Origin of the sequence: Frigoribacterium sp. PvP054, from assembly GCF_040547465.1 — a bacterium.
GTDB lineage: Bacteria > Actinomycetota > Actinomycetes > Actinomycetales > Microbacteriaceae > Frigoribacterium.
In genome coordinates this window covers 101617-126699 of sequence record NZ_JBEPPU010000006.1, presented here as the reverse complement: position 1 = coordinate 126699, position 25083 = coordinate 101617, and the positions used below count along the sequence as shown (strand labels likewise).

Genomic DNA, 25083 nt, shown 5'->3' with positions numbered 1-25083 from the left:
TGGTCGTTCGATTTTCACCTGCGGGGTGCCTGGGAGGTCGTAGAGTGTCCGATCATGACGACGACCGGCTCGACGACGAGCGATTCCGACGATCGGCCCGCCGGCCCGACCGGCAGCGCTCGTCCCGCGCGTCGCGGCCCGTACGCGAAGTCGGCCGAACGCCGGGTCGCGATCGTCGAGGCCGCCTTCGAGGTGTTCTCGTCGAAGGGCTACGTCGGCGGGTCGCTCCGTGACGTGGCCGACGTCGTCGGCATGAGCCAGACGAGCCTGTTGCACTACTTCCCGTCGAAGAGCGCCCTGCTGCTGGCCGTGCTCGAACGACGCGACGCGGTCTCGGACCGTTCCGCCGCGCCTCCCGACTGCGGCGGTCTCGTCGAGACCGTGCTCGGGCAGGCGCGGCACAACGAGAGCGTCCCCGGGCTGATCGCGCTCTACGCGGTGTTGGCGGGCGAGGCGGTCACGGCCGACAATCCCGGCAGCGGGTACGTCCGCGAGCGCTTCGATCGTCTCCGCGTCGAGTACGGCGACGCCCTGCGAGCCCTGGAGGCGCGGGGCCGGTTGCGCCCCGGGGTCGACCCCGACCGTGCGGCGTCGGGGCTCGTGGCCCTGTGGGACGGCATCCAGGTGCAGTGGTTGCTCAACCCCGACCGCATCGACGTGGTCCAGCAGCTGCAGGACTACCTCGACCTGGTGATCGTGCCCGACGAGGGGCCGGACCGGACGTGAGCCCTGCCGTGCCGGTCCGGTGGTACGAGCCGTGGCCCGGGTCCACGGCGGTGCCGGGACCGACGCTGCTGTGGTTGCACGGGGGCGGGTTCTTCCGCGGGGGGCTCGATCAGCCAGAGGCCCACGACGTCGCGCGGTCGCTCGCCGCCCGCGGGGTGAGGGTGGCCACGGCGGACTACCGTCTCGCGCCTCCCCCGGGTCTCGGCGTCGCCGCTCGGCGGCTGATGCCGACGCGCGCGCGGTACCCGGCGGCGCTCGACGACGTGCTCGCCGCCTACGACGAGGTCGGCGACCGGTCGCCCGAGGGCGTCGTCGTGGGAGGCGCCAGCGCGGGGGCGTGCCTGGCCGCGGCGGCCACCCTCCGCACGATCGACGAGGGCCGCCCTCCGGTCGGCGCCGTCTTCGCCTACGGCTTCTTCCACGCCCGGCATCCTCGGGTCGCGCAGCGGCGTCACCGGTCGCGGGGTCATCGCGGCCTCAGCCACGCCCGGTGGGCCCTCGACGCGACGAACCGCAACTACGCGGGGTCGGCGGCGGCTCGGGAGGAGCGTCTGGCCTTCCCGGGCGGTCACGCGCTGACGGGGTTCCCCCGCACCCTCGTCGTGACCGCCGAGCGGGACAACATGCGCGCCTCGGGCGACCTCTTCGCCACGGAGCTCGTCGGTGCCGGGGTCGAGGTGCGTCACGACGTGCTGCCGGGCACCCGTCACGCCTTCCTGAACCGGCCCGGCCTCGCCGAGTTCGCCCACACCGTCTCGCTCGTCGCGGACTGGAGCCGCCGGGGTGCCGCGAGGCCGTCGTCTCGGAGGCCGTCGACGGCGTCGCCCGCGCCGTCCTCGGGGACCGTGCCCGCGCCTCCTGAGGTCGCGTCGAGCTGATCCGAACCGTGTCGAACGGGCTGGGAGCGGGTCGAGCGGGGCCGGACCGAGTCGCGACCCGCCTGCACCGCGTCAGCGGAAGTCGCCGACCTGTCGGTCGACGGGCACGGTGCGCTCGACGACGACGTCACCCGTGTGGGCCGTCGTCGTGGTCTCGATGAGGACGATCTCGACCTCGTCGTCGGCGACGGGGTTGTGCTGCACTCCCCGGGGCACGACGTGGAACTGGCCCGGGGTGAGCACCACCTCGACGTCGTCGGGCAGTTGGATGCGCAGGGTGCCCGACACGACGAGGAACATCTCGTCCTCGGCGTCGTGCGCGTGCCAGACGAGTTCGCCGAGCAGCTTCGCCACCTTCACGTACTGGTCGTTCACCCGCCCGACGACCCGGGGCGTCCAGTGCTCGGTCACCTGGCGGAGTTCGGCGGCGACGTCGATCCCGTGGAGAGCAGTCATGCAGTCATTCTCGGGGCACGGCGGTCCGTCCCGCGACGCGTCGCTCCCGTCTGGTTCGATGGCCCGATGACGAAGCAGCCGATGGCACCGGTCCCGAAGGCACGAGCCGGCGACCGCGTCGCGGTCCTCTCCCCCGCCTTCGCGGCCCCGGCGGTGTCGGAGGCGCTGCACGAGCAGGCCATGCGGCGGCTCACCGAGACGACCGGGCTCGTCCCGGTCGAGTACCAGACGACACGGCAGCTGGGGGCGACCGCCGAGGCCCGGGCGGCCGACGTCACCGCCGCGTTCGCCGACCCCACCATCCGGGCCGTGCTCGCCACCGTCGGCGGTGACGACCAGATCACGGTGGTCCCCCACGTCGACGCCGAGGTCCTCGCCGCGAACCCGAAGCCCTTCGTCGGCTACAGCGACAACACGAACCTGCACGCCCTGCTGTGGGGACTCGGCGTGCCCAGCTACTACGGCGGATCGACCATGGTGCACCTCGGCCCCGGCCCCCACGTGGACGACGTGCACCTGCTGTCCCTACGAGCCGCCCTGCTGGACGGCGGCGTCCTCGAGCTGACCGACCCCGGCGAGTCCGAGGACTTCGGCGTGCCGTGGGGCGACCCCGGGGCGCTGACCCGGTTCGGCGACCGACGACCGACCGGCCCCTGGGCCTGGGCCGGCCCCGACCGCGTCGTCGAGGGCACGACGTGGGGCGGTTGCCTCGAGGTACTCGACCAGCTCGCGATGGCCGACCGTCTGCCGCCGACGTCCGACCTCGAGGGCACGGTGCTGCTGCTCGAGACCAGCGAGGAGCTGCCGTCCGCGGACCAGGTCGGGCGGTGGGTGCGCGCCCTCGGCGAGCGCGGCGTCCTCGAGGCCGTGGCCGGCGTGCTCGTCGCCCGTCCGCCCGCGAGCGCCCTCGGCTCGCCCGTGCCGACCACGGCAGCGCAGGAGGCGCGGCGCACCGACCAGCGCGACGTCGTCGTCGAGCTGGTCGCGCGGTACGCCCCCGACGCCGTCGTCTGCGTCGGCGTGCCGTTCGGGCACACCCGACCACAGTGGATCGTCCCTCACGGCGGCACCGTCCGGCTCGACGGCGTCGCGCGCACGGTCAGCGCGGACTACTCGTAGGAGCTCGCCCGGTCGAGACCGTCAGAAGACGGCGACGGTCATGCCGGCGGTGACCGCCGGGCGGTCCATGGTTGCCAGGGCGTCGGGCAGGTCGTCGAAGGCGATCGTGCGGCCGATGGACTCAAGGGGCCGCAGCCGGCCCGCGACGACGTCGTCGATCATGGCGGCGTACTCGCCCACCGAGATGCCGTGGCTGCCGAGCAGCTCGAGTTCGTCGGCGATCACGCGGCCCATCGGGATGACCGGGGCGGCCTCGTCGTCGAGAAGCAGGCCCACCTGCACGTGCCGCCCACGGGGTCGGAGCGAGGCCACCGACGCCGTCGACGTCACCCGGCTGCCGAACGCGTCGAGCGCGACGTGGGCACCGCCTCCGGTGACGGCCCGCACGCGATCGACGGCGTCGCCGTCCATCGTGACGACCTCGGCACCGAGCGCCGCGGCCCGTTCGAGGGCGGCGGGTGAGATGTCGGAGGCCACGACGCGCGCGCCGGCGGCGACCGCGACGGCCACGGCCGAGAGCCCCACGCCGCCGCAGCCGAACACGGCGACCCACTCGCCCGCCTCGACGCGGGCCCGGGCGTGCAGGGCGTGGTAGGCCGTGCCGAACCGGCAGCCGAGCGCCGCCGCCTCGACGAAGCCGACCGCGTCGGGCAGGGCGACGACGTTCACGTCGGCATGGGGCACGACCACGGACTCGGCGTACGACCCGGGCAGGGTGAAGCCGGGCTGCTGCTGACGGGTGCACACCTGGGTGGCGCCGGCCCGACACTGGTCGCACGTGCCGCACGCGAAGACGAAGGGGGCGGTGACGCGTGCCCCGACGGCGACCCGCGTGACAGCCGGACCCACCGCCGTCACGACGCCGGCGAACTCGTGACCCGGCACGTGGGGCAGCCGGACCGAGTCGTCGTGGCCCTTCCAGGCGTGCCAGTCGCTGCGGCAGACCCCCGTCGCGGCGACGCGGACCACCACGCCGTCGTCGGGCGGGAGGGGCGTCGGGAGGTCGACGAGGGACGGAACCGACCCGAACTGGTCGTACTGAACGGCGCGCATCCCCCGATCCTGACACGAGCCGGGCGTCGGTCGCTCGTGACCCCGGACGGAGGCGCGCGGTAGCGGGTAAGAACGGTGCATGAGCCTCGCATCCACCCTCCTCCGCCTGACCGTCGGCGGCTTCTTCGTCGGCCACGGACTCCAGAAGCTGACCGGCGCCTTCGACGGGCCCGGCCTCGCCGGCACCGAGCAGATGATGGCCGGCACGGGCATGCACCCGGCCGCCCGCAACGCCCGTCTCGTCGCCGTCACCGAGACCGCCGGCGGCGCCGCCCTGGCCCTCGGTGCCGCGACGCCGCTCGCCGCCGCCGGCATCGTCGGCACGATGGTCACCGCCGTCCGCAAGGTGCACCTCGCCAAGGGCCCGTGGGTCACCGAGGGCGGCTACGAGTACAACGCCGTCCTGATCGCCGCGGCCGCGGCCCTGGCCTCCGGCCCCGGCGGGCCCTCGGTCGACCAGCTGTTCGGCAAGAAGTCGTGGGGTGCCGGCGGGACGGTCTTCGCCCTCGTCGCCGGCGTCGTGGCCTCGTTCGTCGCCGTGGAGCTGGGCAAGCGCGCGACCCCGCCCACCGAGCCGGGCGACGACCCCTCGGCGGCCTGAGCCCCCGGCCGCCTCGCGTCTCGTCCCCAGGGCGCGACCTCCCGGTGACGGGCGGTCGCGCCCTCCGTCTGCCCGCCGGGTGACGGTGGCCTCTGCGACCATGGGGCCATGACACCGACGAGCACCGCGACCGACATCGACGCCGAGGCACTCGACCTGCTGCGTGCGCTCACCGGGCGCGACGACGCGGTCTTCCACGACGGCCAGCTCGAGGCCATCCGCGCGCTCGTCGCCGACCGACGCCGGGCCCTCGTCGTGCAGCGCACCGGGTGGGGCAAGTCCGCCGTGTACTTCATCGCGACGCTGCTGCTGCGCCGACGAGGCACGGGCCCGACCCTGCTCGTGTCACCGTTGCTCGCCCTCATGCGTGACCAGGTCGCCGCCGCGGCGCGTGCCGGCGTGCGGGCGGTGGCCGTCAACTCGGCGAACGCCCACGAGTGGTCCGACGTGCAACAGCAGCTCGTCGACGACGAGATCGACGTGCTGCTCGTCTCGCCCGAGCGCCTGAACAACCCTCGGTTCCGCGACGAGCAGCTGCCCGTCCTCATCGCCCGACTCGGCATGCTGGTCGTCGACGAGGCGCACTGCATCTCGGACTGGGGTCACGACTTCCGCCCCGACTACCGCCGCCTCGCCGACCTCATCCGCACCCTGCCCTCGGGCGTCCCCGTCCTCGCGACGACCGCCACGGCCAACGCCCGCGTCGTGGCCGACGTCGCCGAGCAACTCGCGGTGGGGCCGGGTGACGAGGTGCTGACGATCCGCGGGTCGCTCGCGCGCGCCTCCCTGCGTCTCGGCGTGCTGCAGCTGCCGACGTCGCGCGACCGGCTCGGCTGGTTGCTCAGCCACCTGCCCGACCTGCCCGGCAGCGGCATCATCTACACGCTCACCATCTCGGCGGCCGACGACACCGCTCGGCTGCTGCGCGAGGCCGGTCACGACGTCCGCTCGTACTCGGGCCGCACCGACCCCGAAGAACGCGAACAGCTCGAACAGCGGCTGAAGGACAACGACCTCAAGGCGCTGGTCGCGACGAGCGCCCTCGGCATGGGGTTCGACAAGCCCGACCTCGGCTTCGTGATCCACCTCGGTGCGCCGTCCTCGCCCGTGGCCTACTACCAGCAGATCGGCCGCGCCGGTCGCGCCACCGACAACGCCGACGTGCTGCTGTTGCCCGGCACCGAGGACGCCGAGATCTGGCAGTACTTCGCGACCGCTTCGATGCCGTCCGAGGCCCGGGCCTCGGCCGTGCTCGCCGAGCTGGGCGAGACGCCCCTGTCGACGCCGGCCCTCGAGGCACGGGTCGACGTCAAGCGGACCCCACTCGAGCTCATGCTCAAGGTGCTCGACGTCGACGGTGCCGTCCGCCGGGTGCAGGGCGGCTGGGTGAGCACCGGGCGACCCTGGGTCTACGACGCCGAGCGCTACGAGCGCATCGCCGCAGCCCGGGTGGCCGAACAAGAGTCCATGCTGACGTTCGAACGGGGGGCGACCTGCCGCATGCAGATGCTCCAGCTCGACCTCGACGACCCCGCCGCCGAACCGTGCGGGCGGTGCGACGTCTGCGCCGGCGCCTGGTACCCGACCGACATCGCCGGTGAGGCGGCCAGCTCGGCCGCCAGCACGCTCGACCGCGTCGGCGTCGAGATCGACCCCCGCGCCCAGTGGCCCACCGGGGCCGACCGGGCCGGGGTCGCCGTCAAGGGCAAGATCCCCGAGGGCGAGCGGGTCGAACCCGGTCGGGCCCTGGCCCGGCTGACCGACCTCGGCTGGGGCAACACCCTGCGCGAGGTCTTCGCCGCGAACGCCCCCGACGCTCCCCTGTCGAAGCACCTGCTCGACGGTGTCGTGCGCGTGCTCAAGGAGTGGCCGTGGGCCGAGCGGCCGGTGGGCGTCGTGGCCGTGCCGTCGACGTCGCGCCCGCAGCTCGTCGGATCGCTCGCCGAGGCGATCAGCACCGTCGGGCGGCTGCCGTTGCTCGGCACGCTCGGCAGTGCCCGCCCCTCGGCCGGTCGTGGCCAGGGGGGCAACAGCGTCTACCGTCTGGCCGACGTCTGGCAGTCCTTCGAGGTCGGTCCCGAGCTCGCCGCCGCGCTCGCCGACGTGACCGGTCCGGTGCTGCTCGTCGACGACCTGGTCGACAGCCGGTGGACCCTCACCGTCGCCGGGCGCGAACTCCGCCGGGCGGGCGCCCCGGCCGTGCTGCCGTTCGCCCTCGCGATGGTGGGCTGAGCCGATCCACCCGGGCCGGGCCCCGCCCGGTGGCGGACGTCAACGCTCGAAGCGCATGCCGTCGCGCGTCACCGTGCTGTGCCGCATCAGCCACACGTCGCGCGGGTAGTTCTGGTGCATCCGCCACGGTGACCGCGCACCCTGCCGCGGCATCAGGTGCACCCCGCGCGAGACGTATCCGCTCGACAGGTCGATCAGCGGGCTCGTCGGCCCGGGCCGGGTCGGGGCGACCGGCACCGCCGACCGGTACCCGTGGCGGTCGAGGTGTCGCAGCACCCGTGAGACGTAATGCACGACCAGGTCGATCTTGAGGGTCCACGACGCGTTCGTGTAGCCGATGGCGAAGGCCAGGTTCGGCACACCCGACAGCATGAAGCCCTTGTAGGTCAACCGGGACGCCGGGTCGACCGCCACCCCGTCGACGGACAGCCGCATGCCGCCGAACAGCAGCAGGTTGAGGCCCGTCGCCGTGACGACCACGTCCGCGGGCAGCTCGCGCGCCTCCTGACCGTCGCGGCCGGCGACCCGGACCCCGTCGGGGGTGAACCCCACGATGTCGTCGGTCACGATCGAGGCGTCACCCGAACGCAGCGACCGGAAGAGCGCGCCGTCGGGGGTGATGCAGAGTCGCTGGTCCCACGGGTCGTAGCTCGGCTGGAAGTGTCGGTCGACGTCGAAGTCGTCGGGCAGGCGCCTGGCCACCTGTGCCCGCAGGAAGGCCTTCATCTTCTCGGGTGACCGTCGGCTGGTCTGGAAGCTCAGCAAGGCCATGAGGATGCTGCGCCAGCGGATCAGGCGGTCGTCGACGACCTGCGGCAGCAGCCGTCGCCAGGCGCGGAGCGGCTTCCGCTTCGACGGCAACGACAGGACGTAGGTCGGCGACCGCTGCAGCATCGTGACGTGCCCGGCGGTCTCGGCCAGGGCGGGCACGAGCGTCACCGCCGTCGCGCCCGAACCGATCACCACGACGCGCTTGCCGGTCACGTCGAGGTCGTCGGGCCAGTGCTGGGGGTGCACGACGCGACCTGCGAACGAGTCCTGCCCCGAGAACGTGGGCGACCAGCCCTCGTCGTAGCGGTAGTAGCCCGAGCAGACGAACAAGAACGCGCACGAGATCGTGAGGAGACGTGGGGCCGCGGCGGTGCCCGCGCCTCCTGCGACCTCGATCGACACGGTCCAGTGGGCGTCGGCCGACGACCAGTCGGCCGCGACGACCCGGTGCCCGAACCGGACGAGCCCCGCGACGCCCGTCTCGTCCGCCGTCTCGCGCACGTAGTCGCGGATGGCCGAGCCCGGGGCGATCGCCCGGCGGTCGCGCCAGGGCCGGAACCCGTAGCCGAGCGTGAACATGTCGCTGTCGGACCGGACGCCCGGGTACCGGAAGAGGTCCCAGGTGCCGCCGATCGCGTCGCGCGCCTCGACGACCGCGAGGCTCCGACCGGGGAAGTCCCGCCTCAGCTGAGCCGCCACGCCGACCCCCGACAGTCCGGCGCCGACGACGAGCAGGTCCACGTGCTCGACCCCGTCGTGGCCGCCGCCAGCGTGGCCCTCAGCCCGTGAGGCCGCCCCCGAGGAGGCGCGGGTGGGGTCGCTCACGGGACGAGCACGATCCGGATCGGGTCGCCTTCTTTGCGTTCGAGCATCTGGACGGCACGCTCGGCCTCGGCGAGGGGCACGGTGGCGCTGACCGAGCGCGAGAACTCGAGCCGGCCCCGGCCGGCCAGGGCGACGAGCGTCGTGACGTCGGACGGTTCCGAGCCGTAGTGGCCGAGCACCTGCTGTTGCAGGAAGCTGAACCTCGTGCCGTCGGTGATCGTGATCGGCTTGTCGGAGAGGCCGACGAGCGTCAGGCGGCCGCGGTAACCGAGGCAGGCGATGGCCTGTTCTCGCACGGCCGGCACGCCCGCGAAGTCGAAGGCCCGGGCGAGTCCGCGTCCGCCGGTGGCCCGACCGAGCGCCGTGGCGAAGTCCGGGTCGGCGGGGTCGAGCGCCAGATCGGCGCCGAATTCGAGCGCCCGCTCGCGAGCCCGGGGCAGCGGGTCGACCGCGACGATCGGCGCGGCTCCGAGCAGCGCGAGCAGCTGCACGGCGTGGGCGCCGAGACCGCCGACGCCCCAGACGCCGACCGCCGTGCCGGGCCGGACGTCGGCCGTGGTGGTCAGGGCAGCCCACGGGGTCGAGACCGCGTCGGGGATGAAGCAGGCCTGCTCGAACGGCAGCGAGTCGGGGATCGGCACGACGGTGTCGGCGCGGGCCACGGCGAACTCGGCCCAACCGCCGTCGTAGTCGACGCCCCGGGTGAAGACCTGGCCGTCGCGCTCCTCGCCGGCCTGCAGCAGGACGCGGTCCCCCACGGCGACGTGCGTGACGCCCTCGCCCACCTGGTCGACGGTGCCCGCGACCTCGTGGCCGAGCGTGACGGTGTCGCCGGGCAGGTGCAGCGGCGTCAACGAGCCGCCGATCAGGTGAACGTCGCTCAGGCAGACGCCGGCCGCTGCCACGGCGATGCGTACCTGCCCGGGCCCGGCGTCGGGGGTGGGCACCTCGGTGACCGAGAAGTGGCGGGTGCTGACGTCGAGGCGTCCGGCGAGCATGGTGGCTCCGTCCTGCGGGGCCCGGTCGGTCGGCTCTGACCGTGGGGCGTGACCGCACATCGGGTGTGAGGCTACGCCGCCGTCGCCGATGTTGCACCCTGCACCTCTGCGGTCCTCGCCGCGTGCGGCCGAGACGGCGTCCGAGCGGGTGGCGGCGCAGGCGGCGAGACCCCGGGAACACGCCGAGACCCCCGCGCGCGCACGGGGGTCTCGGTGACGTCCTGGGGTCTCGGCGACGTCTACCGGAGGCGCGGCTCGTCGTCCGGACGGGCGTCGCCCGCGGGGGCGTCGGCGAGGTGCTCGTCGGCCCGGCGGCCGTCGGTGCCGACCATGGCGTGCAGCGACCCGGTCGAGATGCGGTCGGGCGAGGTGCCCTCGAGCGAGCCGAGGCCTCCCGTGCGACCGTCGAGCAGCCGGGCCCCGGTGGGCCGACCGGCGTCGTCGGTCGAGAGGGCGGCCTCGTCCTCGTCCGAGGCGGCGGCCAGGGGGCCCGCCGGACCCGGCTCCGAGGAGGCGCCGTGCCCGTCGGCGTTCATGGTCGCCTCGTCGAAGGGCGCGCGACCCGACAGCACGGTCTCGACGCGGTCCTTGTCGATCTGCTTCGTCCAGGTGCCGACGAGGATCGTCGCGACGGCGTTGCCCGTGAAGTTCGTCAGCGCCCGGGCCTCCGACATGAAGCGGTCGATGCCGACGATCACGCCGACGCCGTCGACGAGGTCGGGTCGGTGGGCCTGCAAGCCCCCGGCCAGGGTGGCGATGCCTGCCCCGGTGACGCCGGCGGCACCCTTCGAGGCGATCATCATGAACAGCAGAAGCGACACCTGCTCGCCGACGCTGAGCGGCGTGCCCATGGCGTTGGCGATGAAGAGCGACGCCATGGTCAGGTAGATGGCCGTGCCGTCGAGGTTGAACGAGTACCCGGTGGGGACGGTGATGCCGACGACGGGCTTCGAGACGCCCAGGTGCTCCATCTTGGCGATGAGGCGGGGCAGGGCGACCTCGCTCGACGAGGTCGAGACGATCAGCAGGTACTCGCGGCCGAGGTACTTCATCATCCGGAAGATGTTGACTCCGGTGACGAGCTTGAGGATCGTGCCGAGCACGACGGCCACGAACAGGATGCACGTGATGTAGAAGGCGACCATCAGCGTGCCCAGCGCGACGATGGCCGCGACGCCGGTCTCGCCGACGACGGCGGCGATGGCGCCGAAGGCGCCGATCGGGGCGACCCACATGATCATCGCGAGGATGCGGAACACCAGCAGCTGCAGGTTGCGGACGCCCTCGAGGATCGTCTTGCCGCGGTCGCCCATGCGCTGCAGGGCGAAGCCGACGAGCAGCGCGACGAACAGCGTCTGCAGGATCGACCCGCTGGTCAGCGACGACACGAGCGTCTCGGGGATGATGCCGAGCAGGAAGGCCGCGGTGCCGCCGGCCTCTTCCGCGGCGGGCGCCTCGTAGCCGGTCGAGCCGACCATGAGGCCCTCGCCCGGGTGGATCAGGTTGCCGACGACCAGGCCGATCGCGAGGGCGAAGGTCGACATGGCGATGAAGTAGCCGAGCGCGAGCCCGCCCACCTTGCCGACGGTGGCGGCCTTCGCGATCGAGCCGACGCCGAGCACGATCGTGCAGAAGATCACCGGCGCGATCATCATCGAGATCAGCGACACGAAGGCGGTGCCGATCGGCTTCAGCTGCACCGCCACCTCGGGGGCGGTCAGGCCGACGACGATGCCGGCCGCGACGGCGACGATCACCGCGATGTAGAGCCAGTGCGAGCGGTCGATGCGGCGACGGGCGCGAACGCCGTTCGTCAGCGTCGTGCCGCCGGGGATGGGGGTCTGCGGGCCCTCGTGCGTCTTTGCCATGGGGTCTTCCTCGAGCTCATGACCGGCGGCGTCGTCGTCGACGGTCGTGCGGGGGTGCGATGTCGCGACTCTGGTCGCTCGCCCGGCGGCCGTCGACCTTGTGGTCATACTGGTCGCGCCACGCGGTCCCGTCGCGCCGCACGGTCCGGTCCCGCCGTGCGTCATGATGGACCCGGCCGCAGCGCAGCGAGGAGCCCGCCCGAGATGACCGTCGATCCCACCCGGTGGAGCATCGCCACCCGGCTCTTCGCGCTGCTCGTGGTCTTCGTGGTCGCCGTCGCCGTGCTCGCGACGGCCTGGACCCTCCGCTCGGCCCGCGAGGACGCCGACCGGTCGGCCGCGCGGGCCTGCCTGGCCCTCGCCACCTCGATCGCCGACAACCCGTACGTCGTCACCGCCCTGGCGACCGACGACCCCAGCGAGCGCCTCCAGCCCTACGCCGTGGCCCTGATGAGCGACACCTCGACCGACTTCGTCACGATCATGCGCCCCGACCGCACCCGCCTGACGCACCCCGACCCGACCGAGATCGGCCGTCCCTTCGTCGGCACCATCGCCCCCGCGCTGCGCGGCGAGTCGTTCACCGAGACCTACGCCGGCACCCTGGGGCCGTCCGTCCGGGCCGTCGTGCCGATCGAGAGCGACGGCGAGGTCGTCGCCCTCGTGTCGGCCGGGGTGACGGTCGACTCGATCACGCAGTCGGTCGGCGAGCGCCTCCCCCTGGTCTTCGCCGCCGCCGGGGCCACCGTGCTGCTCGGGGGCGTGGTGTCGTGGCTGCTCAGCCGCTACCTGCGGCGGGTCACCTGGGGTCGCGGGCCCGAAGAGCTCGCGCGGATGTTCGCCTACTACGAGGGCGTGCTGCACTCGGTGCGCGAGGGCCTCGTCCTGGTCGACGAGCGCGGGCGCCTGAGCCTCTACAACGACCAGGCCGCCGAACTCCTCGACCTGCCGCCCGGGGGCATCGCCGCGCCCGTCCCGCTCGACGGGCTGCAGCTGCCCGCCTCGTTGCGCGAGCTGCTGGCCTCGGGCCGCCGCGCCTCCGACGAGGTGCACGTGACGGACGACCGCGTCCTCGTCGTGAACCAGGAGGTCACCGAACCCACGGACGGCACGACGCCCGCCACCGGCCGCCGAGGCGCGCGGTCGGCGCCGCGCACGGCGAACCCGGGAGACGCGGTGCCCGCAGGAGGCGCGGCGCCGGTGACCGGCGCGGCCCGCCTCCGCCCCCGCCGCACCCTCGGGACCGTGACGACCCTGCGCGACCACACCGAGCTCACCCACCTCTCGGGCGAGGTCGAGACCATGCGCACCCTCTCGGACGCACTGCGGTCGCAGACCCACGAGTTCTCGAACCGGCTGCACACGATCGTCTCGTTGATCGAGCTCGGCCGCGGCGACGAGGCGCTGCGCTTCGCCGCCGACGAGCTCGACCTCGGCCAGCGGCTGGCCGACCGGGTCGTCGCCTCGATCGACGAGCCGACCCTCGCCGCCCTGCTGCTGGGCAAGGCCGCGCAGGCCCGCGAGCGGTCGATCGACCTGCGCGTCGACGTCGAGCCCGGGCTGGGGCCGATCGGCGTCGAGCCCGGCGACCTCGTGACGATCGTCGGCAATCTGGTCGACAACGCCCTCGACGCCGTGGCCCCGACGCTCGACCCCGACGCCTCGCCGCTCCGCCCCCCGAGGGTCGAGGTGACCGTCGCCCGGGTCGAGGGTGGCGTGCAGCTCGACGTCGAGGACGACGGGCCGGGGCTCGGCGACGTCGAGCTCGCGTTCCGACGGGGGTTCAGCACGAAGCCGGCGGCACCGGGCGGGCGCGGCATCGGCCTCGCGCTCGTCCGTCAGGCCGTGGGTCGGGTCGGGGGTCGGCTCGACGTCGCCACGGGGCCCGACGGGACCACCTTCTCGGTGCTGCTGCCCGACGCGGGACCGGACCGCGCCGGCGCCTCCGCACGGCGTCGGGGCGGGGTGCGGCCGTGAGCCGCGCCTCCTCGTCCGACGGTCGGGTGCGGGTGCTGGTCGTCGAGGACGAGCCCCTCACCGCCGAGGCGCACGTCGCCTACCTCGAGCGTCTCGAGGGCTTCGAGGTGGTCGGTCGGGCCCGTGACGGTCGCGAGACGCTCGAGGTCGTGCGGGCGGCCGGCGGCCCCGGGGGCCCGGGGCTCGACCTCGTGCTGCTCGACATGAACCTGCCCGACACCCACGGCCTGCAGCTGTGCCGGGCCCTGCGGGCGGCGGGGTCGACCGTCGACGTCATCGCGATCACGGCCGTCCGCGACGCGACCGTGGTGCGGACGGCCGTCTCGCTCGGCATCGTCCAGTACCTGATCAAGCCCTTCACCTTCGCGACCTTCGCCGAACGCCTGGCGTCCTACCGGGCGTTCCGCGAGTCGCTCGCCGCCGGGCAGGGGCAGGTGACGCAGTCCGACGTGGACTCGGGGCTCGCCAGCCTGAGGCAGGCCCCGACGCCGACCCTGGCGAAGGGGCTCGCCCCGGCGACCCTCGACCAGGTCGTGGCCGTGCTGCGCCGCGGCGGGTCGCCGTCGGCCGGCGAGGTGGCCGACGCGGCCGGGGTGTCGCGCGTGACGGCCCGCCGCTACCTCGAACACCTCGCCGACACGGGTGCGGTCACCCGTGAACCCCGGTACGGCAGCCCGGGCCGCCCCGAGCACGGCTACCGCTGGAACTGACCCGACGCGCCCCGGCGTACCCCGACGCACCCCGGCGTACCCCGACGGCCGCCCGGCTGGGCGGGCCTCCCGGCCGGGCCGGTAGACCGGGACGATGCAGAAACCCCTGGCCGTCCTGTTCGACATCGACGAGACCCTCGTGCACACCGGCGGGGCCGGTGGACGCAGCTGGACCTGGGCCTTCGACCACCTGCACGGCGTGGCCGCCGACATCGGCGACCACACCAGCGCGGGCGAGACCGACCCCGAGGTCGGTCGGCAGACCTTCGAGGGCGTGATGGGGCGCACCCCGACCGACGCCGAGATGTCGGCGCTCTACGCCGCCTACCTCTGGCACCTCGCGGACGACATCCGCACCTCCGAGGGGTACCGGGTGCTCGACGGGGCCGAGGAGGCGCTGCGGGCGTTGAGCGACGCGGGTGTCGTCCTCGGCGTGATCTCGGGCGCGATGGAGGGCGCGGCCCGCACGAAGATGGAGCCGGCCGGGCTGGGCCGCTGGTTCGTCTTCGGCGGCTACGGCTCGGACAGCCCCGACCGCACCGAGGCCACCCGGGCCGCGATCCGCAAGGCGTCCCTGCTCGTCGGCCACGACCTGTCGCCGGCCGAGGTCTTCGTCGTGGGCGACACCCCGCACGACGTCACGAGCGCCCACGAGGCCGGCGCGACCGGCATCGGCGTCGCGACCGGGCACCACTCGGTCGACGAGCTGCGCGACGCGGGGGCCGACGCCGTGCTGACCTCGCTCACCGAGGCGTTCCCCGGCCTCTGACGCGGCCGCCGTCGCCCGTCGGTGGCGTGCCGTCAGCGCCGGACGAGCCGGGCGATCTCGGGCAGCGCCGCGAGCGTGCCGGACGCCCCGTGCTGGTCGGGGTCGAGCGCGAGTCGCTTCAACCCGGCCCGGGTGTAGGTGCCGACGTCGGCCACGAAGTCGGCAGGTGCCCGCCAGACCAGCCGGTCGGCGGCCCCCTGGTCGAGCCCACGCGCGAGCGCGGCGTCGCGGGCGCGCTCGGGGGACGTGAACGCGAGCAGGGTCGGGGTGCCCTCGTCGACGACGGCGAAGGGCTTCGACGCGCCCGCCGCGCCACGGTCGACGAACCACCAGGCCTCGAGGCGGAACGCCGCACGCCACAGGGCCACGGGGTCGTCGGCGACGATCGCCGTGATCCGCTCCGGCGGCGCGTCCCCGGGCGCGGCCGTCCTGACCGGCACCCCGGCACCGGGCGTGACCCCGGGAGGCGCGGCGACGGTCGGCCCCGTCGGCCCGGTCGGCGAGGCGGTCCGCTCGACGACGCGCTCGAGCCGCGCGCGCCTCCTCTGCGTCACGCCGACGCGAACGAGCAGCACGCCCCCGGCGACGAGGACGGCCACCACGACGAGCGCGACGACGACGTCGACCGACGACTGACGCCCCGGCGCCACGAGGCCGACCAGCAGCACCGACGCTCCGATCGGCGATCCGACCACGGCGACGGCCAGCAGCACGACGCCCCAGGTCAGGGCGGCGGTTCCGTTGGAGCGACGGGTCGACGGGTCGGGGTTCGGCATCGACCCAGCGTAGGGCGGCTCGGGGCCGGGCGACCGGGGGCGTCCCGGCGGCTCACTCCGCCGCGCGCGACCAACCGAGCCCGCGGGCCTCGACCATCCGGTGGAGGGCCGTCGTCATGGCGGCGAAGTCCTCCGGGCCGAGGGCGTCGGTCAGGACCACGTACGCGTGAGCCGCGTCGGCGGGCAGGGACGGCGTGGCGAGGGTCGGATCGACGAGCCGGGTGGTGCCCGCGCTGCCGGCGTGACGACGGACCTCGTCGTGGTCCCGGAGGTGGAAGTTCACGAGCCGCTTCCCGTCGCCCATGGCGAACAGGCGCGCCGCCCTCGAGATCCGGCGCATCGACCCTCCGGCGCCTCCGGCCAGGGGGCCGGCGGCTCCGTCGACCCAGCTCACGCGCGTGATCGAATCCCAGGGGACCACGACGCTGTCGTCGATCACGACCGCCGCGGCGTGGACGGCCAGCAGGCGACCGCCGCGCCGACGTGCGGCTCCGACGTACTCGGAGAACGTCGCGACGGGCAGCAGGGTCGGCAGCACCCACAGCGCCACCACGAACCAGAGCCACCCCGTGCTCGTGATCGACCAGATGACGAGGGCGACCATCATCGCGAGGGCGAGCAGGACGCCGAGCCCGGAACCGACGAGCTGCCGCCGCAGCCGACGCCCGTCGTGGGCGGCCACGAGCACCGGCGGGTCGGTCGGTGGGGCGAAGCGGTCGGCGGGCGCGTCCGAGGTCGTCGCCCGAGGCGTCCGACGCTCACCCGTCACGGCCCCGGAACCCGCCCGTCGCGCCTCGCGTTCGAGGCCGAAGCGCCTCATGGCCTCGAGCGCGCCGAGCGGTGCGTAGGGGCCCCGGCCCTCGACGTCGAAGAGCACGCCGAACACGCCGGACCGCTCGGCGGCGGCGGCGTCGTCGACGAACCCTGCGGACGGGAGCGCGAGCAGTCGACCCGCCTCGTCGTCGGTCAGTCCTCGCACGAGGGCGTGCTGGCGTGCCCGCTCGGGCGACGTGAACGCGAGGAACATGGGACGCCCCTCGACGTCGGCCACGAGGGGCTGCACGTCGGGGAGTTCCCCGCGGGCGATGAACCACCACCGGTCCAGCGCGAAGATCGCGTCCCAGAGGTCGGCCTGGGCATCCGTGTCCTCGAGACCCCGGGCCTCGGAGACCCGGGTCAGCTCGTCGATGCGTTCGCTCGCCTCCCGCATCTCGGCGGCGGACGGAGGCGGAGGCAGCGGCGTGCCCCCCGGGGTAGGCAGAGGGGTCGGTTCACTCACCCTCGCAGCGTACGGGGCGTCCGATCTCAACGAGAAATCCTCACGGCACGTCGCCTCCCCGACGCGGGGCGTGACCGGCGGCGCTACGCTCCGACCATGGCCGACACGCGTGGACCCCAGATCGTCCGAGGCGACCCCGAGGTGACCCGGGCGACGCTCGACCTCAAGCTGCCGGTGGCGATGCTGCCCGGGCTCGTGCGGCGGGCCCTCCAGGCGAGCCCGACGTTCTCGTTCGGCGACGCCGACGAGACGGGCGCGACCCTGCTGCGGCGGTCGGCGGCGGCGAGCGTGGCCGACGCCGTCCGGCTCGACTTCGCGGCCTCCGACCGCGGCAGTCGCGTCTCGGCCGAGGTGCACTCCCCCGGGGGCACGATCGGCACCTCGGTCAAGCGCCGCGACGACGACACCACGGCCCTCTTCGAGGCCATCGCGAAGGCTGCCGGGCCGTTCTGACCCGGGCGGGTGCCGACCCGGGCCGTCCTTCCCCGGGCGGGTGCCGACCGCCTCGGCCTGCGACCCGGGGCCAGGGGCCTCGGGTCGCCGGCCGGCGCGGTGCGCAGCCGGTCGCTCGTCAGTCGCCGAGGCGACGGCGACGCTGGAGGGTCGTCACGATGCCGAGCGCGACGAGCACGAGTCCGGCGCCCAGGGCGACGCCGACCCCCCGGCCGGAGCCGGTGAAGGCGAGCACCCGGTCCGCGACCGTCCCGGCCGCGTCCGCACGGACGTCGTCGGACTCGGCTCCGTCACCCCCGGGGGCGACATCGCCGGCGTCCTGCCCGTCCCCCGCGCCGGAGCCCTCACCGGGGTCACCGGGGTCACCGGGGTCACCGGGGTCACCAGGGTCACCGGGGTCGCCCGGGTCGCCGGGGTCGCCCGGGTCGCCCGGGTCACCGGGGTCGCCCGGGTCACCGGGGTCGACCGGGTCGACCGGGTCGACGGGAGGCTGCCCGCCCTCCACCGCGGCGAAGCTCACCTCAGCGCTCGACGAGCGCCCGTCGGGGTGCACCACGTCGATCCGGACCTCGTACGACCCCTCGGGCACACCGGTCACGTCGACGGTGTACTCGCCCGACTCGTCGAGCCAGAAGTCGCCCAGCGCGTAGCCCCCGAAGCCCGTCTGCCAGGCGAACTCGTGACGGACGCCCTCGGTGTCGGACCCGGTCGTCGACGGGCGGCCGTCGACGGCGGCGCGTGTCGCCCTGGCGGGCTGCATGGCGAACTTCAGCTGGGCACCCGGCTGGGCCGTGCCGGTGAGGCGGACGGTGCCGGGGGCGACCTCGGCACCCTGCGTCGGGCTCGAGACGACCGTCGGCGCGATCGTCGCCGAGACGACCTCGAGCTCGAGGGTGTGCGGGGCGCTCTGCTCGGCGTCCACCGTCAGGGACCGGACCCCGGCCGTTGCCGTGGCCTCGTAGGCGACGTCGAGACGGACGCGCCCCCGTTCGTCGGCGGTCGCCGTCGTGTGGGGAAGTCCCTGGCCCGTGACCGAGACCGTCTCGCCGGGGACGTAGTTCGATCCGAGCACGGTGAAGGTCCGGCCGGCGACGACCGCGTCCGGGGCACCGGCGGTGGCCGGGAGTCCCAGGTCTTCGGTCACCGCGGCGAAGGCGTTCACCATGCCGACGCCCGAGTCCGCTGGGGTGCCCTGGTCGATGGCCTGGTGTCGGATGAGGTCGCGGATCTCGGCCGCGGACGCGTCGGGGTGGACGGTGCGGAGCAATGCGGCGACGCCCGACACGGCGGGTGCGGCGTACGAGGTCCCGCTGCCCTTCTCCCAGCCGCCGACGGAGCTGCTGACGATGTCCTGGCCAGGCGCGCCGACGGCGATCACTCCCTCGCCGTAGTTCGAGAACCCGGCGCGCGGGTAGACCCCCGGGACGTCACGCAACGCCGACACGGCGAGCGTGGTGTCGTTCTCGGCCGGCAGCGCGCGGCAGCCCGTCGACACGTCCCGCCCGAAGATGGGGACGCCGTCGCTCGGACTGCGGGAGTCGGTCGTCTTGTGAGCCAGGTCGTAGGCCTCGTTGCCGGCGGCGTCGACCGTCACGACGTCCTTCTCCTCGGCGAACCGGAGGGCCCGCGTGACGGCCTCCATCACCGGGGCCTGGTCGGGGTCGCCCTCGCACCAGAAGAGCCACGGCGCCATGTGGTAGCTCGCCTGGGCGACGTCGAAGCCGTGTTCGGCGGCCCAGACGTAGCCGCACAGCGTCGACTCGACGAACTGTTCGATGCGGATCATGGCGACGGTCACCCCGGGCGCCACGCCCACGGTCCCCACCCCGTTGTCCGCCGCGGCCACGACGCCGCTGACGAACGTGCCGTGCGACGCGTAGAAGCCCGGCTCGGGCGCCCACGCGGCGGGGCTCTGGTCCGCGATGCCGTCGGCCGAGCAGCCCACCGAGAGCGACGGGTCGAGGACGTCGACCAGGTCGGGGTGGTCCGCGTCGACGCCGCTGTCGATGACGCCGACGACGACGTCCTTCGAGCCGGGCTGGATCGCACGGGCCGCAGACGCCCCGATGGCGTCGTTGCCCCACTGCGCGGTCTCGTACGGGTCGACCGGGAGGCCCTGGGTGACGTCCCCCGGGCCGCTCCGGGCGCGTCGCTCGCCACCGTCGTCGGCGATCGGGACGGTCCGCGTGGGTGCGGCGGACTGGACGCCGTCCGCAGCCCGGATGTCGTCGACGAAGGCCGCGCGGTCGGACCGGGCCAGGGTGACGCCCAGCTCGGGGAACGCCCGCAGCACCCGCCCGCCGGCAGCGGACACCTGCTCGGCGACGCGGGCAGCGGCCTCGACCCCGACCTCGCCGTTCACGACGTAGTTCATGCGGTCGCCGTCGACCAGGACGCGTTCGGACGACGTCGGCGAGGGTGCCGGGCCGGCCAGCGCGGGGGTGGTGGTGAGTGCTCCGACCGCGGCGATCGACGCGGCGACGCAGGCTGCGACGACGGCGGTCCGTCTCGTCGGATGGTGGTGCAAGGGCATGGGGCCTCCCGGGGTCGGTGGAAAGGCGCCCAACATATCGTGTTCTACATTCCAACGCCAATCCGGCGGGTCGAGGCCGGACGGCCTCAGACCTCGCCGACGATCCAGGTGTCCTTCGCCCCCCCGCCCTGCGACGAGTTGACGATCATGCTGCCCTCGGGCGCGACCCGGGTGAGCGCGAGGTCGGCCAGCACGCTCTCGCCCGCCCCGGTGCCGGTCAGGTAGACGAAGCAGCGCAGGTCGACGTGCCGCGGCTGCAGTCCCGTCGCCGTGAGGGTCGGGTGCGACGACAACGTGACGACCTCCTGCGCGACCCATCCGGCCGGATCACGCGCGATCACGGCCCGGCGTTCGGCCACGACGGCGGCGCTCGCGGACGGGCCGATCAGCACGCCCCGACCGCCCTCGCCGTCGACGGGCTTGGTGACGAGCTCGCCCACGCGGTCGAGCACGGCCATCCTCTCGGCCGGGTCGCCCGTCCGGTAGGTCGGCACCGACTCGAGCAGCGGACGCTCGCCCAGGTAGTACCAGATGAGGTCGGGCACGGCACAGTACATCGCCTTGTCGTCGGCCAGACCGTTGCCGGGGGCGTTCGCGAGCACGACGTCGCCCGCGGCCGCCACGTCCATCAGGTGCTCGCCGAGCAACGGGTCGTGCGGCGCGTGCAAGTCGACCAACTCGCCGTCGAGCCGCAGGTAGAGCGCGTCGACGACGGTGCCCGTCCCGCGGTCGACGACCCGCGCCTCCCGGACCTCGACGTCGTCGGCCCGCAGCAGCAGCAGGCCCGCCCCCTCGGCCAGGGCGCGGTGCTCGTACCAGGCCGGACTCGTCGGCCCCTCGGACAGGATCGCCCCGACCGGTTCACGGGGGGCGCCCCCGACGGCGGCGTCACCCCGAGGAGGCGCGGCGTGCGCCAGCAGCGTCGCCCGCAGCACCCCGAACACGCTCGTCGGGTCGAGCAGCCCCGCCGGCCGCGGAGCGTCCGGCACCACCTCGTCGAGCAACCGCCGCACGGCGAGGGAGAACGCCGCCCCGCTCGGCGACCGGACGTTGTCCTCGAGCACCCGCCACCCGCCCAGCTCGTTCCGCACCAGGTCGAAGCCCTGCACCGGCGCCCGGACCGCGTCCGCCGGAAGCCGCGCGGCCTCGTCCCGCCAGCCCGCCGCACCGACGACCTGCTCGAGGGTGAGGACCCCGTCGGCGACGACCCGGCGCTCGCCGTAGGCGTCCCGGAGGAAGGCCTCGATCGCCCGGGCCCGCTGCGTGAGACCGGCGTCGAGCTGCCGCCACTCGTGACGCGTGACGATGCGGGGCACCAGGTCGCAGTGGAACGCCCGGTGGTCGCCACCGACCCCGAAGCCGAGACCGGCCTGCTCGCACCAGGCGTCTCGGGCCAGCGAGCGGGCGTGGGCCTCGGTCGGGTCGAGCTCCTGGAAGAAGGCGGCGACGTCGCGATAGGCCGGGCGGGGGTGCAAGCCCGGGCCGATCGCCTCGTCGCCGGCACGGAACCGGTACCCGGCGAGGGTCGGGGTCGGTGCGTCGAGTCCGGCGGCCGGGCCGTGCGTCTCGCGGACGACCAGGTCGACCACGTCGTCGAGGCTCCCCCGCTCGGCGAACGCGGCGCGCTGACGGTCGGCCGAGTTGCCGCGGGCGAGGGTGGCCTCGGCCAGGTCGGTCACGGTCTGCCAGTCCCCGAACTCCTCGAGCTGCGGTCGCAGCCGGGTCACGAGCTGACGGACCGCCTCGGCCGCGGGCAACCGCGACGGATGCTGCTCGAGGTCGAGCAGCTCGCCGCCGAGCCCGCTGCGAGCGGCCTGCCACATCGCGGCCCGGTGCAACGGCGCAGCCCGGTGTTCGGCGGGGCGCCCGGCCTCGACGTCCATCTCGGCCCGGCGGACGGCGGCGCGGTACAGCCCGGCGATGAGGACGGCGTCGTCCACCAGCGGGCACGCGTCGCAGGTGCGCAACTCGAGGGTCGGCGCATGGCTCGACGGGCGGACGTCGAAGTAGGCCATCTTGCTGTCGGCGATGACGCCCGTCCCGATCAGGTCGGCCAGCAGGCGGTCGTACTCGGCGGCGTCGGCCATCGGCCCGGTCGCCCCGGCGCTCGGCCACCGCTGCCAGATGATCGACCGCATGCTCGCGTACCCGGTGTCCTGTCCGTTCCAGTAGGGCGAACTCGCGCTCAGGGCGAGCAGGGCCGGCAGCACGGGGGCGACGCGCCCGGCGATCTGCACGGCCAGGTCGCGGTCGGCGACGCCCACGTGGATCTGCAGGCCGCAGATCAGCTGCTCGTCGACGAGCAGGCGGTACTGCTCGTGCATGCGGCCGTAGCGTCCGGTCGTGGTCAGCTCGAAGTCGGCGAACTCGCTGCGCGGCGCCGTGCCGACCGCTCCGATGCCCAGCCCCTCGGGCGTCGTCACCTCGACCAGGTCGCGGCGCAGGGTCAGGATCTCGCGACGCAGGTCGTCGAGCGTGGTCACGACGGGGACGTTGGTCTCGACGGTCGTGCGCTGCAGCTCGGCCCCGTACCGGTCGGCGGGCAGCCGGGCGAGCAGGTGCGGCGCCCGGGCCGACAGCCGTCCCGTCTCGAGGTCGATCAGGTGCAGCTCTTCTTCGGCCCCCAGCGTCAGCTCTGCGCTCATGCCTGCACAGTAGGGGCACGCCCCGTCTCCCACCCCCGATTCATGAGGAGTTCACACGATCTGAACACGAGGAGGCGCGGGCCGGGTCAGCGGCCGGGTCAGACCTCCGCGGTCTGGCGCACCCCCGCGGCCGGCAGCAGCACGCCGTCGATCAGCCCGATCAGGAACTCGCGGTCGACGGGCTTCCGCAGCACGAGCACCCGGTACGACACCATCGACGGGGTCACGAGGGCGAGCGCCTCGATGTCGGCGTCGGCCGAGATCTCGCCCCGCTCGCGGGCACGCCGCATGAGGAGGCGGTTGGCCTCGGCGCGGGGCTGCACGATGGCGGCGTCGACCGCCTCGGCCAGCTCGGGCGTCGTCGAGAGCATCGTGACGACGCCGGCCATGACCCGCATCTTCTTCTCGGCCTCGTCGATGCTGTGGGGTTTGATCATCGCCACGAGGTCGCCGCGCAACGTGCCCGTGTCGGGCAGGTCGTCGAGGTCGAGGGCACCCTGCTTGAGGCAGGCCACGGCGTCGACGACCAGCTCGCCCTTGGACGCCCACCGCCGGTAGAGCGTGGCCTTGCCGGCCTTGGCACGGGCGGCGACCATCTCGATGGTCATGCCCTCGAACCCGGTCTCGGCCAGCACGTCGATGGTGCACCGGAGGATCTCGGGATCGCGGCTGTGGTCGCGCTTGCGCCCGGGCCGCGCGGGCGTCGCGGGGTCGGTCTCGGCGGGCGTCGTCGCCGCGCCTTCCCTGTCGGTCATGGGGGTGACTCTACATCGGATGTTTACGAAACTGCCTGTATCCGAAACTGTCGCGACTCGTATATGCTCGCGCTCATGTCTCAGGCCTCCACCTCCCGTGACGGCGCGACCCGCGCCTCCTCGTCCTCGCCCACCCCGCCGTCGTCCCGGCGCTGGTGGACCCTCACCACGGTCGCGCTCGCGCAGCTGATGGTCGTGCTCGACTCCACCGTCGTCAACATCGCCCTGCCCGCCGCCCAGACCGACCTCGGCTTCTCGGACGGCGACCGGCAGTGGATCATCACCGCCTACTCGCTCGCGTTCGGCAGCCTGCTGCTGGTGGGCGGACGCGTCAGCGACCTGATCGGCCGCAAGCGCACCTTCATCATCGGCCTGATCGGCTTCGCCCTGGCCTCGGCCCTCGGCGGCGCGGCCGGCACCTTCGACCTGCTCGTCTTCGCCCGCGCCCTGCAGGGGGCGTTCGGCGCCCTGCTCGCCCCGACCGCGCTGGCCGTGCTGACGACGACCTTCACGATCCCGAAGGAGCGCGCCAGGGCGTTCGGCGTCTTCGGCGCCATCGCCGGCGCCGGTGGAGCCATCGGCCTGCTGCTCGGCGGATTCCTGACGCAGTACGCCTCGTGGCGCTGGAACCTCTACATCAACGTCGTCATCGCCGCCGTCGCCGTGGTCGGGGCCGTGATCTTCGTGTCGCACGTCACCCGCACCGGCCCACGCCCGAAGCTCGACGTGCCCGGCACGCTGCTCGTCTCGGGTGCCCTGTTCTCGCTGGTCTACGGCTTCTCGAACGCCGAGACGCAGGGGTGGGACTCACCGCTGACCTGGGGGTTCCTGGTCGCCGCCGTCGTGCTGCTCACCTCGTTCGTCCTGTGGCAACGCCGGGCCGAGCACCCGCTGCTGCCCCTGTCGATCGTCCTCGACCGCAACCGTGGGGCCGCCTACGCCTCGGTGACCATCGCGGGCGCCGGCATGTTCGGCATCTTCCTGTTCGTGACGTACTACCTGCAGACCTCGCTCGGCTACACCCCGACGAAGACCGGGCTCGCCTTCCTGCCGATGATCGCGATGCTCGTGCTGGCGGCCCAGCTGTCGACGAACGTCTTCGTGCCGCGGTTCGGGCCGAAGGTCATGGTGCCGTTCGGCATGACGCTCGGCGTGGTCGGCATGCTGCTGCTCACCCGACTCGACCTCGAGAGCAGCTACGCCGCGAACGTCCTGCCTGCCCTGATGGTGCTCGGCTTCGGCATGGGCTCGATCATGCCCGCGTCGATCCAGACCGCCACGCTCGGCGTCGACCGCGGACACGCGGGCGTCGCCTCGGCCATGGTCAACACCAGCCAGCAGGTCGGCGGCTCGATCGGCACGGCGCTGCTCAACACGCTCGCCGCGACCGCGGCGGCGAACTACGTCGCCGACCACCTGCCCGCGACCGGAGCCGTCGCGGCCGAGGCCGCGGTCACCGGCTACGCCACGGCGTACTGGTGGGGAGCCGGCTTCTTCGCAGTCGGCGCGGTCGTCGCGGCCCTGGTGTTCCGCCGGCGCGTCCCGCAGTCGGACCAGGTCGACCCGTCGGCCTCGCCGGCCGTCGACACCCCGGTGCCGGTGCACTGACGCGGACGACCCGCGCCTCCTCAGCCCTCGGGGCCGGGGAGGCGCGGGTCG

20 protein-coding genes are annotated in these 25083 nt (G+C 74.0%); 10 read left to right on the top strand and 10 right to left on the bottom strand.

Going from position 1 to position 25083, the window contains the following annotated elements; all coding sequences use genetic code 11:
- Positions 1-54 precede the first annotated feature (54 nt).
- Positions 55-726, top strand: a complete 672-nt coding sequence (locus ABID81_RS10090) for a TetR family transcriptional regulator (RefSeq protein WP_354594668.1) — start codon at positions 55-57, stop codon at positions 724-726.
- Positions 723-1604: an alpha/beta hydrolase fold domain-containing protein gene (locus ABID81_RS10085; RefSeq protein ID WP_354594667.1), complete on the top strand. Its 882-nt coding sequence runs from the start codon at positions 723-725 to the stop codon at positions 1602-1604. The genes ABID81_RS10090 and ABID81_RS10085 overlap by 4 nt, the downstream gene beginning before the upstream one ends.
- A gap of 72 nt (positions 1605-1676) precedes the next feature.
- On the opposite strand, the gene ABID81_RS10080 is transcribed toward ABID81_RS10085, so the two are convergent.
- Positions 1677-2060, bottom strand: a complete 384-nt coding sequence (locus tag ABID81_RS10080) for a cupin domain-containing protein (RefSeq protein WP_354594666.1) — start codon at positions 2058-2060, stop codon at positions 1677-1679.
- A 66-nt stretch (positions 2061-2126) separates the two neighbouring features.
- On the opposite strand from ABID81_RS10080, the gene ABID81_RS10075 reads away from it, so the two are divergent.
- The gene (locus ABID81_RS10075) at positions 2127-3179 is read left to right on the top strand and encodes a S66 family peptidase (RefSeq protein WP_354594665.1); all 1053 of its coding nucleotides are present in this window, start codon (positions 2127-2129) and stop codon (positions 3177-3179) included.
- A 21-nt stretch (positions 3180-3200) separates the two neighbouring features.
- Here the strand turns inward: ABID81_RS10075 and ABID81_RS10070 are convergent, their stop codons facing one another.
- Positions 3201-4232, bottom strand: a complete 1032-nt coding sequence (locus ABID81_RS10070; RefSeq protein WP_354594664.1) for an alcohol dehydrogenase catalytic domain-containing protein — start codon at positions 4230-4232, stop codon at positions 3201-3203.
- 79 nt (positions 4233-4311) lie between these two features.
- On the opposite strand from ABID81_RS10070, the gene ABID81_RS10065 reads away from it, so the two are divergent.
- The gene (locus tag ABID81_RS10065; protein ID WP_354594663.1) at positions 4312-4833 is read left to right on the top strand and encodes a DoxX family protein; all 522 of its coding nucleotides are present in this window, start codon (positions 4312-4314) and stop codon (positions 4831-4833) included.
- A gap of 108 nt (positions 4834-4941) precedes the next feature.
- A complete protein-coding gene (locus ABID81_RS10060; RefSeq protein ID WP_354594662.1) occupies positions 4942-7065 on the top strand; it encodes a RecQ family ATP-dependent DNA helicase in 2124 nt (707 codons plus the stop codon).
- Positions 7066-7104: 39 nt separating this feature from the next.
- Here ABID81_RS10060 and ABID81_RS10055 read toward each other — a convergent pair whose 3' ends face one another.
- The 3 genes from ABID81_RS10055 to ABID81_RS10045 form a co-directional block, all read right to left on the bottom strand.
- Positions 7105-8661 (bottom strand): flavin-containing monooxygenase, encoded by a 1557-nt coding sequence (locus ABID81_RS10055; protein ID WP_354594661.1) that lies wholly within the window; start codon positions 8659-8661, stop codon positions 7105-7107.
- On the bottom strand, positions 8658-9659 hold the full coding sequence (locus ABID81_RS10050; RefSeq protein WP_354594660.1) for a zinc-binding dehydrogenase: 1002 nt from the start codon (positions 9657-9659) through the stop codon (positions 8658-8660). The genes ABID81_RS10055 and ABID81_RS10050 overlap by 4 nt, the downstream gene beginning before the upstream one ends.
- A gap of 239 nt (positions 9660-9898) precedes the next feature.
- Positions 9899-11527: a cation:dicarboxylate symporter family transporter gene (locus ABID81_RS10045; RefSeq protein WP_354594659.1), complete on the bottom strand. Its 1629-nt coding sequence runs from the start codon at positions 11525-11527 to the stop codon at positions 9899-9901.
- Between the two features lie 204 nt (positions 11528-11731).
- Here ABID81_RS10045 and ABID81_RS10040 point away from each other — a divergent pair, with 204 nt between their 5' ends.
- From ABID81_RS10040 to ABID81_RS10030, 3 genes are all read left to right on the top strand, one after another.
- Positions 11732-13504, top strand: coding sequence for a sensor histidine kinase (locus tag ABID81_RS10040; protein ID WP_354594658.1), 1773 nt, complete (start codon positions 11732-11734; stop codon positions 13502-13504).
- Positions 13501-14214 (top strand): response regulator, encoded by a 714-nt coding sequence (locus tag ABID81_RS10035; RefSeq protein ID WP_354594657.1) that lies wholly within the window; start codon positions 13501-13503, stop codon positions 14212-14214. The genes ABID81_RS10040 and ABID81_RS10035 overlap by 4 nt, the downstream gene beginning before the upstream one ends.
- A gap of 94 nt (positions 14215-14308) precedes the next feature.
- Entirely contained in the window at positions 14309-14983 is a 675-nt protein-coding gene (locus ABID81_RS10030; protein WP_354594656.1) for an HAD family hydrolase, read from the top strand.
- Between the two features lie 32 nt (positions 14984-15015).
- Here the strand turns inward: ABID81_RS10030 and ABID81_RS10025 are convergent, their stop codons facing one another.
- The gene (locus ABID81_RS10025) at positions 15016-15759 is read right to left on the bottom strand and encodes a hypothetical protein (protein ID WP_354594655.1); all 744 of its coding nucleotides are present in this window, start codon (positions 15757-15759) and stop codon (positions 15016-15018) included.
- A gap of 52 nt (positions 15760-15811) precedes the next feature.
- Positions 15812-17038, bottom strand: coding sequence for a hypothetical protein (locus tag ABID81_RS10020; RefSeq protein ID WP_354594654.1), 1227 nt, complete (start codon positions 17036-17038; stop codon positions 15812-15814).
- Between the two features lie 96 nt (positions 17039-17134).
- Between ABID81_RS10020 and ABID81_RS10015 the strand changes: the two genes are divergently transcribed.
- On the top strand, positions 17135-17491 hold the full coding sequence (locus tag ABID81_RS10015) for a hypothetical protein (protein ID WP_354594653.1): 357 nt from the start codon (positions 17135-17137) through the stop codon (positions 17489-17491).
- A 118-nt stretch (positions 17492-17609) separates the two neighbouring features.
- Here ABID81_RS10015 and ABID81_RS10010 read toward each other — a convergent pair whose 3' ends face one another.
- From ABID81_RS10010 to ABID81_RS10000, 3 genes are all read right to left on the bottom strand, one after another.
- Positions 17610-20024, bottom strand: a complete 2415-nt coding sequence (locus tag ABID81_RS10010; RefSeq protein ID WP_354594652.1) for a S8 family peptidase — start codon at positions 20022-20024, stop codon at positions 17610-17612.
- Between the two features lie 86 nt (positions 20025-20110).
- The gene (locus ABID81_RS10005) at positions 20111-22669 is read right to left on the bottom strand and encodes a glutamate--cysteine ligase (protein ID WP_354594651.1); all 2559 of its coding nucleotides are present in this window, start codon (positions 22667-22669) and stop codon (positions 20111-20113) included.
- Positions 22670-22767: 98 nt separating this feature from the next.
- Positions 22768-23424, bottom strand: a complete 657-nt coding sequence (locus tag ABID81_RS10000) for a TetR/AcrR family transcriptional regulator (protein WP_354594650.1) — start codon at positions 23422-23424, stop codon at positions 22768-22770.
- A gap of 75 nt (positions 23425-23499) precedes the next feature.
- On the opposite strand from ABID81_RS10000, the gene ABID81_RS09995 reads away from it, so the two are divergent.
- Positions 23500-25032, top strand: a complete 1533-nt coding sequence (locus tag ABID81_RS09995; RefSeq protein ID WP_354594649.1) for an MFS transporter — start codon at positions 23500-23502, stop codon at positions 25030-25032.
- The last annotated feature ends 51 nt before the right edge of the window (positions 25033-25083 follow it).

What these genes read in the sequence shown, in the direction of transcription:
- ABID81_RS10090 (WP_354594668.1), top strand. Translation starts at nt 55, where the DNA reads ATGACGACGACCGGCTCGACGACGAGCGATTCCGACGATCGGCCCGCC.
- ABID81_RS10080 (WP_354594666.1), bottom strand. Translation starts at nt 2,060, where the DNA reads ATGACTGCTCTCCACGGGATCGACGTCGCCGCCGAACTCCGCCAGGTG.
- ABID81_RS10075 (WP_354594665.1), top strand. Translation starts at nt 2,127, where the DNA reads ATGACGAAGCAGCCGATGGCACCGGTCCCGAAGGCACGAGCCGGCGAC.
- ABID81_RS10070 (WP_354594664.1), bottom strand. Translation starts at nt 4,232, where the DNA reads ATGCGCGCCGTTCAGTACGACCAGTTCGGGTCGGTTCCGTCCCTCGTC.
- ABID81_RS10065 (WP_354594663.1), top strand. Translation starts at nt 4,312, where the DNA reads ATGAGCCTCGCATCCACCCTCCTCCGCCTGACCGTCGGCGGCTTCTTC.
- ABID81_RS10060 (WP_354594662.1), top strand. Translation starts at nt 4,942, where the DNA reads ATGACACCGACGAGCACCGCGACCGACATCGACGCCGAGGCACTCGAC.
- ABID81_RS10050 (WP_354594660.1), bottom strand. Translation starts at nt 9,659, where the DNA reads ATGCTCGCCGGACGCCTCGACGTCAGCACCCGCCACTTCTCGGTCACC.
- ABID81_RS10045 (WP_354594659.1), bottom strand. Translation starts at nt 11,527, where the DNA reads ATGGCAAAGACGCACGAGGGCCCGCAGACCCCCATCCCCGGCGGCACG.
- ABID81_RS10040 (WP_354594658.1), top strand. Translation starts at nt 11,732, where the DNA reads ATGACCGTCGATCCCACCCGGTGGAGCATCGCCACCCGGCTCTTCGCG.
- ABID81_RS10030 (WP_354594656.1), top strand. Translation starts at nt 14,309, where the DNA reads ATGCAGAAACCCCTGGCCGTCCTGTTCGACATCGACGAGACCCTCGTG.
- ABID81_RS10025 (WP_354594655.1), bottom strand. Translation starts at nt 15,759, where the DNA reads ATGCCGAACCCCGACCCGTCGACCCGTCGCTCCAACGGAACCGCCGCC.
- ABID81_RS10015 (WP_354594653.1), top strand. Translation starts at nt 17,135, where the DNA reads ATGGCCGACACGCGTGGACCCCAGATCGTCCGAGGCGACCCCGAGGTG.
- ABID81_RS10010 (WP_354594652.1), bottom strand. Translation starts at nt 20,024, where the DNA reads ATGCCCTTGCACCACCATCCGACGAGACGGACCGCCGTCGTCGCAGCC.
- ABID81_RS10005 (WP_354594651.1), bottom strand. Translation starts at nt 22,669, where the DNA reads ATGAGCGCAGAGCTGACGCTGGGGGCCGAAGAAGAGCTGCACCTGATC.
- ABID81_RS10000 (WP_354594650.1), bottom strand. Translation starts at nt 23,424, where the DNA reads ATGACCGACAGGGAAGGCGCGGCGACGACGCCCGCCGAGACCGACCCC.
- ABID81_RS09995 (WP_354594649.1), top strand. Translation starts at nt 23,500, where the DNA reads ATGTCTCAGGCCTCCACCTCCCGTGACGGCGCGACCCGCGCCTCCTCG.